Origin of the sequence: Pseudomonas sp. B6(2017) (genome assembly GCF_002112765.1) — a bacterium.
Taxonomy (GTDB): Bacteria; Pseudomonadota; Gammaproteobacteria; order Pseudomonadales; family Pseudomonadaceae; genus Aquipseudomonas; species Aquipseudomonas piscis.
In genome coordinates this window covers 134862-148757 of sequence record NZ_NEIQ01000014.1, presented here as the reverse complement: position 1 = coordinate 148757, position 13896 = coordinate 134862, and the positions used below count along the sequence as shown (strand labels likewise).

Below are 13896 nucleotides of genomic sequence, written 5' to 3'. Positions count from 1 at the left end.
GGCGATCCGGCTTGCCCGCGATGAAGCGCGACGCGCTTCCCCTCTTCAACTCGTTCTCTCTTTCTAAGCTAATTCTAAAACGTTATTTATTTTATAATTCTTAGATCATTTAGGCTCCTCCCACGCCGATCAACGGCCGCCTATGAGGAGCTTCATCGTGAAACTGCATTTCCCCCTTCGCCTCCTGGCGGCCGCCTCCCTGGCCGCAGCGAGCTTCCTTGCCCAGGCGGCCGATTTCACCGTCGCCTACCAGACCACCGTCGATCCGGCCAAGGTCGCCCAGGCCGACGGCAGCTACGAAAAAGCCACCAAGGCCAGCATCGACTGGCGCAAGTTCGACAACGGCGCCGACATCATTGCCGCCATCGCCTCCGGTGACGTGCAGATCGGCTACCTGGGCTCCAGCCCCCTGACCGCAGCCGTCACCCGCAAGGTGCCGGTGGAAACCTTCCTGATCGCCACCCAGATCGGCGCCGCCGAGGCCCTGGTGGCCCGCGACGGCTCCGGGATCAACACCCCCCAGGACCTGGTGGGCAAGAAGATTGCCGTGCCCTTCGTCTCCACCGGCCACTACAGCCTGCTGGCGGCGCTCAAGCACTGGAACATCGACCCGGCCAAGGTCCAGGTACTCAACCTGGCACCGCCGGCGATCATCGCCGCCTGGAAGCGCGGCGACATCGACGCCACCTACGTCTGGGACCCGGCCCTGGGCGTGGCCAAGGAAAACGGCAAGGTGCTGATCACCTCGGGCGAGCTGGCCAAATCCGGCGCGCCGACCTTCGACGCCTGGATCGTGCGCAAGGATTTCGCCCAGAAGCACCCGGAAATCGTCAGCGCTTTCGCCAAGGTGACCCTGGATGCCTACGCCGACTACCGCAAGGACCCGCAGGCCTGGCTGGCCAACCAGGGCAACGTCGACAAGCTGGTGAAGCTTTCCGGAGCCAAGGCCGGCGACATCCCCCTGCTGCTGCAAGGCAACGTCTACCCGCTGGCCGCCGACCAGGTCGCAAGCCTCGGCGCGCCGACCACCAAGGCCATCACCGACACTGCGGTATTCCTCAAGGAACAAGGCAAGGTCGAAGCCGTGCTGCCGGACTACGCCCCCTACGTCAGCGCCCGGTTCATCAGCAACTAAGGCTGCGCGTTCGCAAAGGAGACAGCCGTCATGGCTTTGCTACAACTGGAGCGCATCAGCGCACAGTACCCCGGCGCCGCCGAACCGGTGCTGGCCGATATCTCCCTGACCCTGGGGCCACAGCAACTGCTGGTCGCCCTGGGGCCCTCCGGCAGCGGCAAGACTTCGCTGCTCAACCTGATCGCCGGTTTCGTCGAGCCCAGCGCCGGGCGCATCAGCCTCGATGGCGTACCGGTGCAAGGCCCTGGCGCCGAGCGTGGCGTGGTGTTCCAGGACGATGCCCTGCTGCCCTGGCAGGACGTACTGGCCAACGTCGCCTTCGGCCTGGAGCTGGCTGGCGTGCCGCGTGGGAAGCGCGAAGCCCGGGCCCGGGAAATGCTCGCCCTGGTGGACCTGGCCGGTTTCGACAAGCGGCGCATCTGGCAGCTCTCCGGGGGTCAGAAGCAACGTGTCGGCCTGGCTCGCGCCCTGGCCGCCGATCCACGGCTGCTGCTGATGGACGAGCCTTTCGGCGCCCTGGACGCCTTCACTCGCGAGCAGATGCAGGAACTGTTGCTGCAAGTCTGGCGACGCACCGCCAAGCCGGTGTTCCTCATCACCCACGACATCGAGGAAGCGGTGTTCTTGGCCACCGACCTGATTCTCCTGGCGCCCAACCCGGGCCAGATCGTCGAGCGCCTGCATCTGGACTTCGGTCAACGGTATGCCGCTGGCGAGTCGGCCCGGGCGATCAAGTCCGATCCACGCTTCATCGAAACCCGCGAGCACGTGCTGGCGCGGGTGTTCTCCCAACGCAGCAGCCAGCAGCAGGAGCGCCCATGAGCAGCTACGAAATTCCCGCCACCGCCAGCCACGAGGCCCATTCCAGGCCGTTGCCGGCGCGGCGCAGCCTGAGCACCCGCTGGATCAGCGTGCTGACGCTGGTCGGCCTGCTGGCGCTGTGGTGGGCGGTCACCGCCAGCGGCCTGGTGGAACCGCTGTTCCTGCCCTCGCCTGGGGCCGTGCTGCAAAAGGGCTGGTTGCTGGCCACCAGCGGCTACATGGACGCCACCTTGTGGCAGCACCTGGCCGCGAGCCTGCAACGTATCGGCCTGGGCCTGGGCCTCGCGGTGCTGACGGCGATCCCGGTGGGCATCGCCATCGGCGCCAACCGCGTCGCCCGGGGCGTGCTGGACCCATTGATCGAGTTCTACCGGCCGATCCCGCCTTTGGCCTACCTGCCCCTGATCGTGATCTGGTGTGGCATTGGCGAGCTGTCCAAGGTGCTGCTGATCTACCTGGCGATCTTCGCCCCGATCGCCATCGCCACCGCCACCGGCGTGCGCACCGTCGACCCGGCCAAGCTGCGGGCGGCGCAGTCCCTGGGGGCGACCCGGACCCAGCTGATCCGCCATGTGATCCTGCCCAGCGCCTTGCCGGACATCCTCACCGGAATCCGCATCGGCCTCGGCGTGGGCTGGTCGACCCTGGTGGCCGCCGAACTGATCGCCGCCACCAGCGGCCTTGGGTTCATGGTGCAGTCCGCCGCGCAGTTCCTGGTCACCGATGTAGTGGTGCTGGGGATCCTGGTGATCGCGGTGATCGCCTTCGCCATGGAGATGGGCTTGCGGGCCCTGCAGCGCAAGCTGGTGCCCTGGCATGGCCAGAGCCATTGACTGGCGCCTGCCTTGCGTCGACTGCGTTACTTGCTGCGTCGGCTGTCTGTAGCCCATGCAAGCCAGCAACATTCAGATCGATACAGATAGAACCGAATCCGACCACGCCGACCGTTCGGCGCCGCACACGAGAACCAGCATGAGCCTGACCATCACCCCCTTGAGTTCCGCCCTTGGCGCGCAGATCGACGGCATCGATATCAGCCAGCCCCTGGACGACAAGCAGCGCGACGCCATCGAGCAGGCCCTGCTCGAGCATCAGGTACTGTTCTTTCGCAACCAGCCGGTCACCCCGCAGCAGCAGGCGCGTTTTGCCGCCAATTTCGGTGACCTGCATATCCACCCGATCTACCCCAACGTACCGGAACAGCCGGAAGTACTGATCCTCGACACCGCCGAGACCGATGTGCGCGACAACGCTATCTGGCACACCGATGTCACCTTCCTGCCGACCCCGGCACTGGGCGCGGTGCTCAGCGCCAAGCTGCTGCCCAAGTTCGGCGGCGACACCCTGTGGGCCAGCGGCATCGCTGCCTACGAGGCGCTGTCGGAACCGATGAAGAACCTGCTGCAAGGCCTGACCGCCACCCACGAGTTCATCAAGTCCTTCCCCCTGGAGCGCTTCGGCAATACCCCCGAAGACCTGGCGCGCTGGGAAGAGACCCGGCGCAAGAACCCACCGCTGTCGCACCCGGTGATCCGCACCCACCCGGTGAGCGGGCGCAAGTCGCTGTTCGTCAACGATGGCTTCACCACCCGGATCAACGAACTGTCGGACAGTGAGAGCGAAGCCATTCTCAAGCTGCTGTTCGCCCACGCCACGCGCCCGGAATTCACCATTCGCTGGCGTTGGCAGGAAAACGACGTGGCGTTCTGGGACAACCGCGTGACCCAGCACTACGCCGTGGACGACTATCGTCCACAGCGCCGGGTAATGCAGCGCGCGACCATTCTCGGGGATGCGCCGTTCTTCCGCTGAAACGCGGCGGCGCTGACAGGTCCCGGCCCCGCTGAATCACGGGGCCGGGCACGGCTCGCTAGTTGACGCTGGCGGCCGGTTTCTTCTTGCGGTTGCCGATGTGGATGGCGTGGCCATTCACCGACAACGCCGCCTCATGCAGTGCCTCGGACAGGGTCGGATGGGAGAACACCATCATCCCCAGGTCTTCGGCGCTGGTGCCGAACTCCATGCCGATGGCGCCTTCCTGGACCAGCTCTGCGGCGCCGGGCCCGATCACATGCACGCCCAGCACCCGGTCGGTGCCAGCATCGGCGATCACCTTGACCAGCCCCGCAGTGTCGTTGGCCGCCATGGCCCGGCTGCTGGCGGAGAAGGGGAAGGTGCCGATGTTCAGCTCGACGCCCGCGGCCTTGAGCGCCTGCTCGGTCTGGCCGACCCAGGCGATTTCCGGGTGGGTGTAGATCACCGAGGGAATCAGCTCGTAGTTGAGCGGATGCGAATGCCCGGCAAGGCTTTCGGCGACCATCACGCCCTCTTCCGAGGCCTTGTGCGCCAGCATCGGCCCGCGCACCACGTCACCGATGGCATACACCCCGGGAACGCTGGTCAGGCACTGGCCGTCGACATGGATGAAACCCCGCTCGTCCAGTTGCACGCCGCTGTCGGCGGCCAGCAGGTCGGTGGTCAAGGGACGCCGGCCAACGGCAACGATCAACCGGTCGAAGGTCTGCTGCTTGTCCTCGCCAGCCTCGGTCAGGCTGACCTTGACGCTATCGCCTTGCACCTCGGAAGCGGTCACCCGGGCGCCGAGGCGGATATCCAGGCCCTGCTTGCCGAGGATCTTCTGCGCTTCCTTGGCGATCTGCGCATCCACCGCCGGCAGGAAGCTGTCGAGGGCTTCGAGTACCGTCACCTCGGCTCCCAGGCGGGCCCAGACCGAACCCAGCTCCAGGCCGATGACCCCGGCGCCGATGACCCCGAGGCGCTTGGGCACGCTGGTGAATTCCAGGGCGCCGGTGGAGTCGACGATCACCTCTCCGGTCAGGGGCGCGGCCGGGATGTCGATCGGCTGCGAACCGGGAGCCAGGATGATGTGCTCGGCGCGGATGCGCTGGGTGCTGCCGTCGGCGGCAGTGACCTCCACTTCCTTGTTGGCCAGCAGCTTGCCGTGGCCTTCCAGCACCGCCACGCCATTGGCCTTGAACAGCGAGGCGATGCCGCCGTTGAAGTTGCGTACCACGTTGTCCTTGCGGGCCAGCATCGTCGCCACGTCCATCTGCGGGTTGCTGATGCCGATGCCGTGAATCTCGAAGCCGTGGCGCGCTTCATAGTAGTGATGGGAGCTGTCGAGCAGCGCCTTGGAGGGAATGCAGCCTACGTTAAGGCAGGTACCGCCCAGGGCGGTCTTGCCGTCCTTGCCCTTGTAGCGCTCGATACAGACCGTCTTCAGTCCCAGTTGCGCCGCGCGGATCGCGGCTACATAACCACCGGGGCCCGCGCCGATAACGATCACATCGTAACTTTCACTCATAGGTTGCCGTCCTTTGCACAGACAAAATCGACCACGGCTCCCATGGTCGCCCTGTCCTTGAGAATTTTCAGATGACCAAGCCCGCGGGTCTGCAGGACCTGCCGGTGCCGCAACCCCTGGGCGAAGGATTGCAGGTCGTCTGCCGGAACCTCCTGGTCCTGCTGGTCATGGACCAGCAGCACCGGGATGTCTACCTGTTGGCCGTAACGGCTGACCGCCAGGCTGCCCATGTCTTTCTGATAACGTTGCTCGACCAGGCGTTGCATGCGCTGCCTGACGTCGTCGTTGATCCAGAGGAACGCCGCGAAACGCCGGACGACGTTTTCAATGTCGGCCGGCGCCGCCACCAGCACCGCGCGCTGGAAACCCTTGCCGATGTCGGTGCTCAAAGCGTAGCCCGCTGCGGCGCCACCCAGGGAATGACCGATCACGGTATCGAAGGGGCCCAGCTGCTGCTGGACCTGGTCGAGCATGCTGACGAAGGTCGGCAGCGACGCCTGCCGGCCACCGCTGCCGCCATGGCCGATGCAGTCGAAGGACAAGACTTCGCAGCCTTGCTCCAGCAATAGCGGGATCAAGTACTGCCACTGGGTACTGGCACCACTCCAGCCATGTACCAGTACCACCCGGCGCCGGACCTGCGAAGGCGTCCAGCGGAAGCAGCGCAAGCGCCCGTCCCCGGTTTCCAGGTCCTGCACCGTGGCACTGGGCAGCGTCTGCGGGAAATGCTGGCGCAGCCGCTGTGGCGTGGTGAAGATCTTCAACGCCCGCTGCGCAGCCCGCTGCGGAAGAAGCCGCGACTCAATCCAGAAGCTGCAGCGCAGCGCGCCCAGGACCGTGTTGTAGATGCCCTTGAACAGCACCTTCCTGAAACTGCTGCGCCGGGCCCTGGCCGCCACCGGCGGGTGTTCTTGAGTCGCCATCTTCCTTCCTCATCGACTACAGATTTCAAGCGTCGGGTTACAGCTTCACCATGTTGAAGTCCAGTTTGCCCACGCCGCATTCAGGACAGGTCCAGTCATCGGCGATGTCGTCCCAGGCAGTGCCCGGAGGCACCCCCGAATCCGGATCTCCCAGCCGTTGATCGTAGATCCAGCCGCAGATCAGGCACATCCACAGGCCGGACTCGGCCACAGCGTTTTCAGCATAGGTCGTCATATCGTTCTCATGCGCTGGCCTGGGCCACTTCGGCCACCTTGATGTTCTGCGCGAGGAACCGCGCCACCTGCTCCAGCACCGCGGCGTCGGAGAGGATCCGCACATGGCCGAGGCCGGATACCGGCTCCAGCTTGGCCCACGGCATCAGCGTGGTGATCTGCTGCGCCTCGCAGAACGGCACGGTCGGGTCCTCCTGGTCGTGCAGCACCAGCATCGGCAGTTGCAGGGCGTTGCCCAGCGCGGGGATGTCCCAGTGCTGGACCGGCACGCCATTGCGCTTCCACAGCTCGCGGTGCATGGCCTGGACGATCTGCGGCTTGAGCTGCAGGTAGCCGTTGGCCCAGCGATCGATCACCACCGGCAGGTTGGCAGGCGAACCCAGGAGGCACATGGCCTTGATCCGATGGGTCTCGGCCAGCTCGGCCAGGGCGCCGGTAGCGGCGATACCGCCCAGGGAATGGGCGACGATGCCCACCACGTCACCCAGGGCGACAATGGCGGCTTTTACCGCGTCCTTGAACTCGGTCATGGTGCTCAGCGAGCCCGGCGAAATGCCGTGGGCCGGCGCATCGAAGGTCGCGACCTTGAAGCCCTGGCGCTGCAGTGCCCGGGTGAAGGAGTACATGCTGCGGCTGTCGGCGCCCCAGCCATGGACCAGCAGGATGGTCTGCTCGCCCGTGCCCCACTGGTAGCCATGGGGAACGCCGGGGATGCCCTTGATGTGGAAGCGCTGGGCTCCCAGGGGGCTCATTTCCTTGTCCGGCTGCTTGATGTATTCGCGGGTGTAGCCGAACAGGTCGGTGGCCCGGGCACCGGCGCGATCGGGGGCCAGCGAGCCCAGCACGCTCATGTAGCTGCGCAGGGCCTGCTGCTTCATGGTCAGCGGGCCGCTGTAGCCGGTGCGGGTGTCGCCGGCTGCCGGCGACCGATCGAAAGACTCGTAGAAGCCATTGACCGGATCGTACAGGTGGCAATGGCGCGCCACATGCCAGACGTCCTGCACGGTCAGGGGTTTTTCCCGGACCATCCCGGGGAAGGCGGACTTCAGCGCGGCCTGGGCCTCGGGCAGGTTGTAGTGGGGAATGATCGGCGCCACGTGGTGGGCGGTGTGCACCGAGATGTAGTGGGTCAGGAACAGCAGCCACTTCGGATACATGTAGTCGGTGGTCAGCAGCAGGCGGCTGCTGTTGAAGCTCCAGTGCTCCTTGGTCAGGAACGGAGTCTCGTCACTGATGTGATGCATCATGGTGGTCAGGCTGAACCAGGCGTGGATCGCCAGCCACGGGGCGACGAAGTACAGGAACAGACCGGTGAAACCGGTGAAGTACACCAGGGTCGGCAGGTAGATCACCGCGGCCACGGCCATGAACAGGATCGAACGACGCACTTCGTTGCGCGCCTCGAGCTTGGGGAACATCTCCGGCCGGAACCCCGAGTGCCGCTGGTAGTTCACCGTCCCCAGCCAGAACAGCCAGGTGCGGGTGCTGCTGTAGACCAGCTTGTCCCACCAGGGCATGGCGTCATATTGCACGCGCAGCACCGGGCGCCAGTCGACGTCCATCTCCAGGTTGTTGGTGTTGGCGTGGTGCATGTTGTGCATGTGGCGCCAGCCGTGGAACGGGTACAGCAGGGGCAGCAAGGCGATGTGCCCCAGGATGTGGTTGAAGCTGCGGTTGCGGGAAAACGAGTTGTGGCCGCAATCGTGGGCCACGCAGAACAGGCCCCAGCCCCCCAGGCCGGCAATCAGCCACAGCGGCAGGTAGAAGGCCCAGTGCACATGGGCGACCGCCACCACCGCGCCGATATAGAGCGCATAGCTGACGACGAAGCTGAGCATCCCGCGCCAGACGCGGGGCGTATACAGGTGCTTGGGAATGGCGTCGGTCAGACGCAGGCCCTCGATCTCCTGTGAACGTCGGAGCAGCTCGTTGAATTTGTCCGTTTTTTGCGTGGGCATCTGTACAAAGGCCATGGCCTAGCTCCTGCGAAGTCAAACTTCGGATGTGGTCAGTTCACTGGCCAGGTATTTGGACAGGTCATCGATGCTGGAGTATTCGAACAACAACGCCGGCGACAGGCGTTGTTCCATGAATTTCTCCAGGTCGCCCGCCACCTTCACCGCCACCAGCGAATCCAGGCCATAGGCCTCGAAGGTGCGCGCGGTATCGACCTGCGACGGCTCGATCTTCAGCAGGGTCGCCATGCGCTGCACCAGCCAGTGCTTGATGTTTTCCTCGTTGAGTTCCACCGGAGCCTGTTTCTTCTCCGAAAAACTCAAGGTGCTCAGCAAATTGGAAATGAAGTTGGACATAGGTTTCTTCCTTGATGAGTGGGGTGTTGTACGACCTGGGAATCCCGCTGTTCAGGATGAGGCCTGACGCTTACGGACCTTGTCGATCATTGCCTGGGATGGTGAACGCAGGTCTGAGACCAGTCTCAGCTTGCCCATTAACGCCAGTGTCCAGCCCGACAGGTCGGGCTCCCACCAATGCACGCCATGCCGGTACCAGGCAGGAAATGCGTGGTGATTGTTTTGCAGCCCCTCGCCGAAGGTGAGGAACGCGATGAACCAGTTGTTGGTGCTCTGGTCGTGGGTCACGAACGGCCGGCTGCCATAGCGATGGCAGACCGAGCCCACGCACCAGGCCGCCTGGTTGGCGATGAACAGCCGGGCCAGGCCACCGAAGATCAGGCCGCTCCAGGCGCCCTCCCAGCTCTGGGTGGCCAGGCCGCCGATCGCACCGGGCAGCAGCACGCCCAGGACCACCCAGAGCAGGTAGGTCTGGTTGTAGAAGAACAGCCGCCGGTCACGCAGGATGTCGGGGGCGAAGTAGTTCCAGCTGGAGATGTCCGGGGTCAGCATCCACGGCATGTGCGCATGCCACAGGCCCTTGGCCCGGCCCCAACGGTCCTCGCCCAGCAGGTTGGGCGAATGCGGGTCGCCCTGCTGGTCGCTGTAGGTGTGGTGGCGCCGATGGGTGGTGACCCAGAACAGGATCGGCCCCTGGGCTGCCATCGAGCCGGCGATCAGCATCAAGCCGCTCATCAACCGCGAGGTCTTGAAGGCCCGGTGCGCCAGGTAACGGTGGTAACCCATGGAAACCCCGAACATCTGCACCGCGTAGAACACCCCGAAGAGGATGAAGTCCAGGGCATGGGCCTGGCCGGTGACCCAAAGGCGGATGGCCTCGAAGGTCCCGAACAGCGGCACCAGCATCACGGCCAGGGCGATGCGCGCCTTGGTTTTCGCCGCCTGGGGGCTCAGTTGGGCAACCCCGCCGATCTCGGGAGTAGCCGTGGTTGAAAGTATTTCGTCCATGAATGGCTTCCTGTGAGGTGAGTACCGACTATCAGCTTTCTGAAGGTTCCGCCGCCGCGCTCGGGCCAGGGCGCTTCACGTCCCAGACCAGCCCGCACAGCGCCAGCGTCTCGATGAACAGCCCACCGATATCCAGCTGCCAGGGCTTGAGGCCGGCATGGGCCAGTGCCGGGAAGGCATGGTGGTTGTTGTGCCAGCCGCCCCCGACGGTGGGGATCGCCAGCCAGAACACGTTGCGGCTGGTGTCCCGGGTCTTGTGATCGCGGCCGCCGACCTTGTGGGCGAAGGAGTTGATGCACCAGGTGGCGTGGTCCACCAGGAAGATCCGTACGAAGCCACCCCACAGCAGGCCGCTCAGGGCGCCTTCCCAGCTACGGGTGATCAGCCCGCAGACCAGGGTCGGCAGCAACAGGCCGAGGATGATCCACAGGTAGTAGCGCTGGTTGATCTGCATGACCAGGCGATCGCGCAGCAGGTCGGGGACGAACTGGCTCCAGTTCTGCTTGCGCAGGCTGAACAGCCAGCCCAGGTGGGCATGCCACCACCCCTGGAGACTGCCGGCCAGGCCTTCCTTGAGGGCGCGCGGCGAGTGCGGGTCGCCCTCCTTGTCGGTGAACGCATGGTGCTGGCGATGGGTCGCGGCCCAGAACAGGATCGGCCCCTGGGCCGCCATCGACCCGGCGATCCCGAAGAACGCGGTGACCACCGGGCCGGCCTTGAACGCGTGGTGGGAGAAGAAGCGGTGCATCCCCACCTCCACCCCCAGGGCAGTCAGCAGGTACATGCAGGCCAGGGCGCCGACTTCCAGCCAGCTGATCCCCTGGTGCCAGGCCAGGACCAGGGCGACCACGGTGCCGAGCGCCGGTACGCCGACAGTAAGCCAAGCCAGTTGGCGCTCGCGCTGGCCAGTACGATCGACAGGAGGATTCATCGCGGTCATGACAGGGCATCCGTAGCAGTTTTGAGAGGTTGTGCCGCCGCACGTCCGGCGCCGTACCGCGCCAGGCTGCCGTCGAGCAGGGCCTTGCGGGTGGCCTGGCGCTGGACCTTGCCGCTGGTGGTCAGCGGAATGCCGCCCATGGGCGCCAGGTGAATGCGCGCCGGAGCCACGCCGAACTGGCTGACCAGGGCGCTGGTGAGCACTTGGCGCAGTTGTTCCTGCTGGGCCTCGTCGAGCTTCTCGCTGCGCTTGATCTCGGCCACGATCGCCAATTGCTCTTGCTGGCCGTTATCCAGGCCCACCGCCACGCAGCCATTGCTGCGAATGCGCGGGTCGGCGCTCTCCACCGCCAGCTCCAGGTCCTGTGGATAAAGATTGCGCCCGGCGATGATGATCAGGTCCTTGAGGCGCCCGGTGACGAACAGCTCGCCCAGGTGCAACGCGCCCAGGTCGCCGGTGCGCATGAAGTGCCCCTCGACACCCGGCAGGCGAGCGCGGAACACCTGCTCGCTCAGGACTTCCTTGCCCCAGTAGCCGGCGCCGACATTGCCGCCCTGGACCCAGATCTCGCCGACCTGGCCGTCCGCCACGGGTAGCAGGCTGATCGGGTCGACGATCGCCAGGTGCAGGCCCGGCGCCACCCGGCCACTGCTGACTAGCGGCAGGGCCAGGGCATGACCGGCCTCGACCACCGCCAGGGTGCCGGTGGCCAGTTGGTCGCGGTCGACCTGGACGCCGAACGCCGGTTCGTCATGGGGCTTGCCCGAGACCAGTACCGTCGATTCGGCCAAGCCATAGCAAGGCCCCAGGGCCGCCGGATCGAAACCGGCGGCGGCGAAACGCTCGGCGAAACGCGCCAGGGTGCCTTGCCGGACCGGTTCGGCCCCGCAATAGATGGCCTTGAGCTTGCTCAGGTCGAGCGCGGCCAGCTCGGCATCGCTGATGTTGTCCACGCACAAATCGAAGGCGAAGTTCGGCGCGATGGTCACGCTGGCGCCGAAGCGCGACACCGCATCCAGCCAGCGCAACGGCCGTTGGACGAAATGCCCGGGGCTGATGAGCACAGTCGGGAAAGCGTCGTAGATCGGTTGCAGGATCCCGCCCATCAGGCCCATGTCGTGGTAGGGCGGCAACCAGCTGCAACCCACCCGCTGCTGCGCCGGGCCCATCCACTGACTGGCACTGCGGCAATTACTGTAGAGATTGGCGTGGGTCAGCATCACGCCCTTGGGTGCCGAGGTGGAACCCGAGGTGTACTGCAGCAGCGCCAACTGGCCGGGAGGGATGTCCCGGGCGCTCCAGGCCGAATCCGTGGCGGCCAGTTGCTCCGGGTCGACCCATTGCGGCGCCGGCAGCTCGCCGCTGAGCAGGGCGTTCACCCGTTCCTGGGAACGCATGAAGCGCGCGCTGGTGAGCACGATCTGCGGATGCGCATCGGCACAGATCAGCGCCAGCCGCTCCAGCCCCCGGGTGCCCAAGGGCGGGAACGCCGGGATCGCCACGGCGCCGGCCAGGAACAGGCCGAACAGGGAAACGATGTAGTCGATGCCGGTTTCGAACAGCATCAATACCCGCTTGCCCCGGGGTTCGAAGATCTGCAGCGCACCCGCCAGTTGTTGACTACGCTTCCAGAGTTCCGCGTAGCTGATGGCGACCTGCTCCTGCTCGCCGTCGAGCAGGTGGATGAAGGCTATCGCCTCGGGTTGGCGCCAGGCGCGGTAGGCCAGCACTTCGGTAACCGAACTTAAACATTCGATACCCAGGTTTGCAGCCAGCGACTGATCATCGGCTGCTAGTTGTGCTGAGAAGGTCTGATTGACATCGCTTAGATAGTCACTAGGCACGGCGTAGTTCATTCAAAATCCTTTTTAAATGGAGAGCCTTATATCGACCTGATGGTCTCTTATTATTTTCAGCACTAAGGAACCGAACAAACACCCCCTCAACGACAGGGAGCTATTACAGAGGCAGTAGTTAAGATGTCATTTTGCTGACAGAACAACGCAATCACTTGGTGACTGCATATTTTTATGTCCCGCGATAACTAACGCGGGCAGAGATAATGAAACCTGGATGCGTTGTGAAGTCTGCCACCGGCTTGTATATTTTGCTAATGCGCAAATGGACAGTTACAGGGAGAAAATGGACATGGATGTACTCACTCTTATCGCACTGGAAGGAGCTATGGGGTCGAGTGTCGCGATCACGCTGGACGTGTTGCGCACCGCCAATCAGGTCGCCGAAGTCATGGGGCGGCCCACCATCACCTGGCAAATCATCGGCAGCAGCGAATCGGTAAGAATGAGGAACGGCATGCGCCTGGATGCGCAGCCCCTGGAGCGCGTCCAAGCCATCGAAGGCAGCATGCTGGTCATCCCCGGGCTGGGCCTGGAGAACACCCAGGAGCTGAATCTGTTCGGTTGCCGCACCGAAAAGCGCCAGCCAGGCCTGAGCCTGTCCACGGAGCTCCTCTCCCGGCTCGACCATGGCGACATCCACAAGCTGAGCAAGCTGGTCCGCGAACACCACCTGCGCGGGCAGCAGACCGCAGCCTCCTGCTCGGCGGTTTTCGTCCTCGGCGAAGCGGGCATCCTGCAGGACCGGACCGTCACTACCCACTGGCAACTGTATGACACTTTCAAGCAGCGTTATCCCGAGGCGATACTCGATACCAAACGCATGCTTATTCATGACGGAAATATGATTACCGCCGGGGCCGGCATGTCGCAAATGGACTTGATGCTATATATCCTGCGCAACAAGATGGGCAATCAAGTTGCTGAGTTGACCATGCGCTACTTGCTGATAGATGGGCGCCCGGCACAATACCACTACATGGCTTTATCGAACTTGCAGACAGAAAATCGCGAAGTCCTGATGCTGGAAAAGTTTATCGAAGACTGCCTGCCAAACGTTCCCCCGCTGAGCACTATCGCCGAACATCTGCGAATCACCGAGAAAACCTTGTCCCGCAGGATTCGCAGCGCCACAGGTAAACCGCCCATGGCTTTCATTCAGAAAGTTCGCCTGCAACATGTCCAGAGCTTATTGGAAACAACCAATATGAGTATTGAAGAAGTTGCTTTCAAAGTGGGCTATGCCGATTCCACCGCACTGCGCCGGCTGATGTGGAAAAACATGGGCTGCACCCCCAGCCAGCTGCGCAAGGCCAGGTCCGGCCCGCCCATCATGTAGCC

General features: G+C 64.2%; 13 protein-coding genes. 5 read left to right on the top strand and 8 right to left on the bottom strand.

Annotated elements, in window-relative coordinates; all coding sequences use genetic code 11:
• Positions 1 to 157: 157 nt before the first annotated feature.
• The 4 genes from tauA (at position 158) to tauD (ending at position 3769) form a co-directional block, all read left to right on the top strand.
• On the top strand, positions 158 to 1135 hold the full coding sequence (gene tauA, locus CAG11_RS23340; RefSeq protein ID WP_022644203.1) for a taurine ABC transporter substrate-binding protein: 978 nt from the start codon (positions 158 to 160) through the stop codon (positions 1133 to 1135).
• Between the two features lie 30 nt (positions 1136 to 1165).
• Positions 1166 to 1957 carry a taurine ABC transporter ATP-binding subunit gene (tauB, locus tag CAG11_RS23335; RefSeq protein ID WP_085598131.1) on the top strand — a complete coding sequence of 264 codons (792 nt, stop codon included), beginning with the start codon at positions 1166 to 1168 and terminating at the stop codon, positions 1955 to 1957.
• The gene (gene tauC, locus CAG11_RS23330; RefSeq protein ID WP_085598130.1) at positions 1954 to 2790 is read left to right on the top strand and encodes a taurine ABC transporter permease TauC; all 837 of its coding nucleotides are present in this window, start codon (positions 1954 to 1956) and stop codon (positions 2788 to 2790) included. Before tauB ends, tauC begins: the two co-directional genes overlap by 4 nt.
• 139 nt (positions 2791 to 2929) lie before the next feature.
• Entirely contained in the window at positions 2930 to 3769 is an 840-nt protein-coding gene (tauD, locus tag CAG11_RS23325; RefSeq protein WP_085598129.1) for a taurine dioxygenase, read from the top strand.
• A gap of 58 nt (positions 3770 to 3827) precedes the next feature.
• Here tauD and lpdA read toward each other — a convergent pair whose 3' ends face one another.
• The 8 genes from lpdA to CAG11_RS23285 are packed head-to-tail and all read right to left on the bottom strand — an operon-like array spanning position 3828 to position 12555.
• Positions 3828 to 5282 carry a dihydrolipoyl dehydrogenase gene (gene lpdA / locus CAG11_RS23320; RefSeq protein ID WP_085598128.1) on the bottom strand — a complete coding sequence of 485 codons (1455 nt, stop codon included), beginning with the start codon at positions 5280 to 5282 and terminating at the stop codon, positions 3828 to 3830.
• A complete protein-coding gene (locus CAG11_RS23315; RefSeq protein WP_177409170.1) occupies positions 5279 to 6205 on the bottom strand; it encodes an alpha/beta hydrolase in 927 nt (308 codons plus the stop codon). Before CAG11_RS23315 ends, lpdA begins: the two co-directional genes overlap by 4 nt.
• A 37-nt stretch (positions 6206 to 6242) precedes the next feature.
• Positions 6243 to 6440, bottom strand: coding sequence for a rubredoxin (locus CAG11_RS23310; protein WP_022644198.1), 198 nt, complete (start codon positions 6438 to 6440; stop codon positions 6243 to 6245).
• 7 nt (positions 6441 to 6447) lie between these two features.
• On the bottom strand, positions 6448 to 8412 hold the full coding sequence (locus CAG11_RS23305; RefSeq protein ID WP_085598127.1) for an alpha/beta fold hydrolase: 1965 nt from the start codon (positions 8410 to 8412) through the stop codon (positions 6448 to 6450).
• 18 nt (positions 8413 to 8430) lie between these two features.
• Positions 8431 to 8751, bottom strand: a complete 321-nt coding sequence (locus CAG11_RS23300; RefSeq protein ID WP_022644195.1) for an acyl carrier protein — start codon at positions 8749 to 8751, stop codon at positions 8431 to 8433.
• Positions 8752 to 8802: 51 nt separating this feature from the next.
• Complete coding sequence (locus CAG11_RS23295; protein ID WP_085598126.1) at positions 8803 to 9759, bottom strand: acyl-CoA desaturase; 957 nt, start codon at positions 9757 to 9759, stop codon at positions 8803 to 8805.
• Positions 9760 to 9790: 31 nt separating this feature from the next.
• Positions 9791 to 10699: an acyl-CoA desaturase gene (locus tag CAG11_RS23290; protein ID WP_085598125.1), complete on the bottom strand. Its 909-nt coding sequence runs from the start codon at positions 10697 to 10699 to the stop codon at positions 9791 to 9793.
• The gene (locus CAG11_RS23285) at positions 10696 to 12555 is read right to left on the bottom strand and encodes a fatty acyl-AMP ligase (protein WP_085598124.1); all 1860 of its coding nucleotides are present in this window, start codon (positions 12553 to 12555) and stop codon (positions 10696 to 10698) included. Before CAG11_RS23285 ends, CAG11_RS23290 begins: the two co-directional genes overlap by 4 nt.
• Before the next feature lie 292 nt (positions 12556 to 12847).
• Here CAG11_RS23285 and CAG11_RS23280 point away from each other — a divergent pair, with 292 nt between their 5' ends.
• Complete coding sequence (locus CAG11_RS23280) at positions 12848 to 13894, top strand: GlxA family transcriptional regulator (protein ID WP_235777385.1); 1047 nt, start codon at positions 12848 to 12850, stop codon at positions 13892 to 13894.
• Positions 13895 to 13896: the final 2 nt, after the last annotated feature.

What these genes read in the sequence shown, in the direction of transcription:
- tauB (WP_085598131.1), top strand. Translation starts at nt 1,166, where the DNA reads ATGGCTTTGCTACAACTGGAGCGCATCAGCGCACAGTACCCCGGCGCC.
- tauC (WP_085598130.1), top strand. Translation starts at nt 1,954, where the DNA reads ATGAGCAGCTACGAAATTCCCGCCACCGCCAGCCACGAGGCCCATTCC.
- tauD (WP_085598129.1), top strand. Translation starts at nt 2,930, where the DNA reads ATGAGCCTGACCATCACCCCCTTGAGTTCCGCCCTTGGCGCGCAGATC.
- lpdA (WP_085598128.1), bottom strand. Translation starts at nt 5,282, where the DNA reads ATGAGTGAAAGTTACGATGTGATCGTTATCGGCGCGGGCCCCGGTGGT.
- CAG11_RS23315 (WP_177409170.1), bottom strand. Translation starts at nt 6,205, where the DNA reads ATGGCGACTCAAGAACACCCGCCGGTGGCGGCCAGGGCCCGGCGCAGC.
- CAG11_RS23310 (WP_022644198.1), bottom strand. Translation starts at nt 6,440, where the DNA reads ATGACGACCTATGCTGAAAACGCTGTGGCCGAGTCCGGCCTGTGGATG.
- CAG11_RS23305 (WP_085598127.1), bottom strand. Translation starts at nt 8,412, where the DNA reads ATGGCCTTTGTACAGATGCCCACGCAAAAAACGGACAAATTCAACGAG.
- CAG11_RS23300 (WP_022644195.1), bottom strand. Translation starts at nt 8,751, where the DNA reads ATGTCCAACTTCATTTCCAATTTGCTGAGCACCTTGAGTTTTTCGGAG.
- CAG11_RS23295 (WP_085598126.1), bottom strand. Translation starts at nt 9,759, where the DNA reads ATGGACGAAATACTTTCAACCACGGCTACTCCCGAGATCGGCGGGGTT.
- CAG11_RS23290 (WP_085598125.1), bottom strand. Translation starts at nt 10,699, where the DNA reads ATGACCGCGATGAATCCTCCTGTCGATCGTACTGGCCAGCGCGAGCGC.
- CAG11_RS23285 (WP_085598124.1), bottom strand. Translation starts at nt 12,555, where the DNA reads ATGAACTACGCCGTGCCTAGTGACTATCTAAGCGATGTCAATCAGACC.
- CAG11_RS23280 (WP_235777385.1), top strand. Translation starts at nt 12,848, where the DNA reads ATGGATGTACTCACTCTTATCGCACTGGAAGGAGCTATGGGGTCGAGT.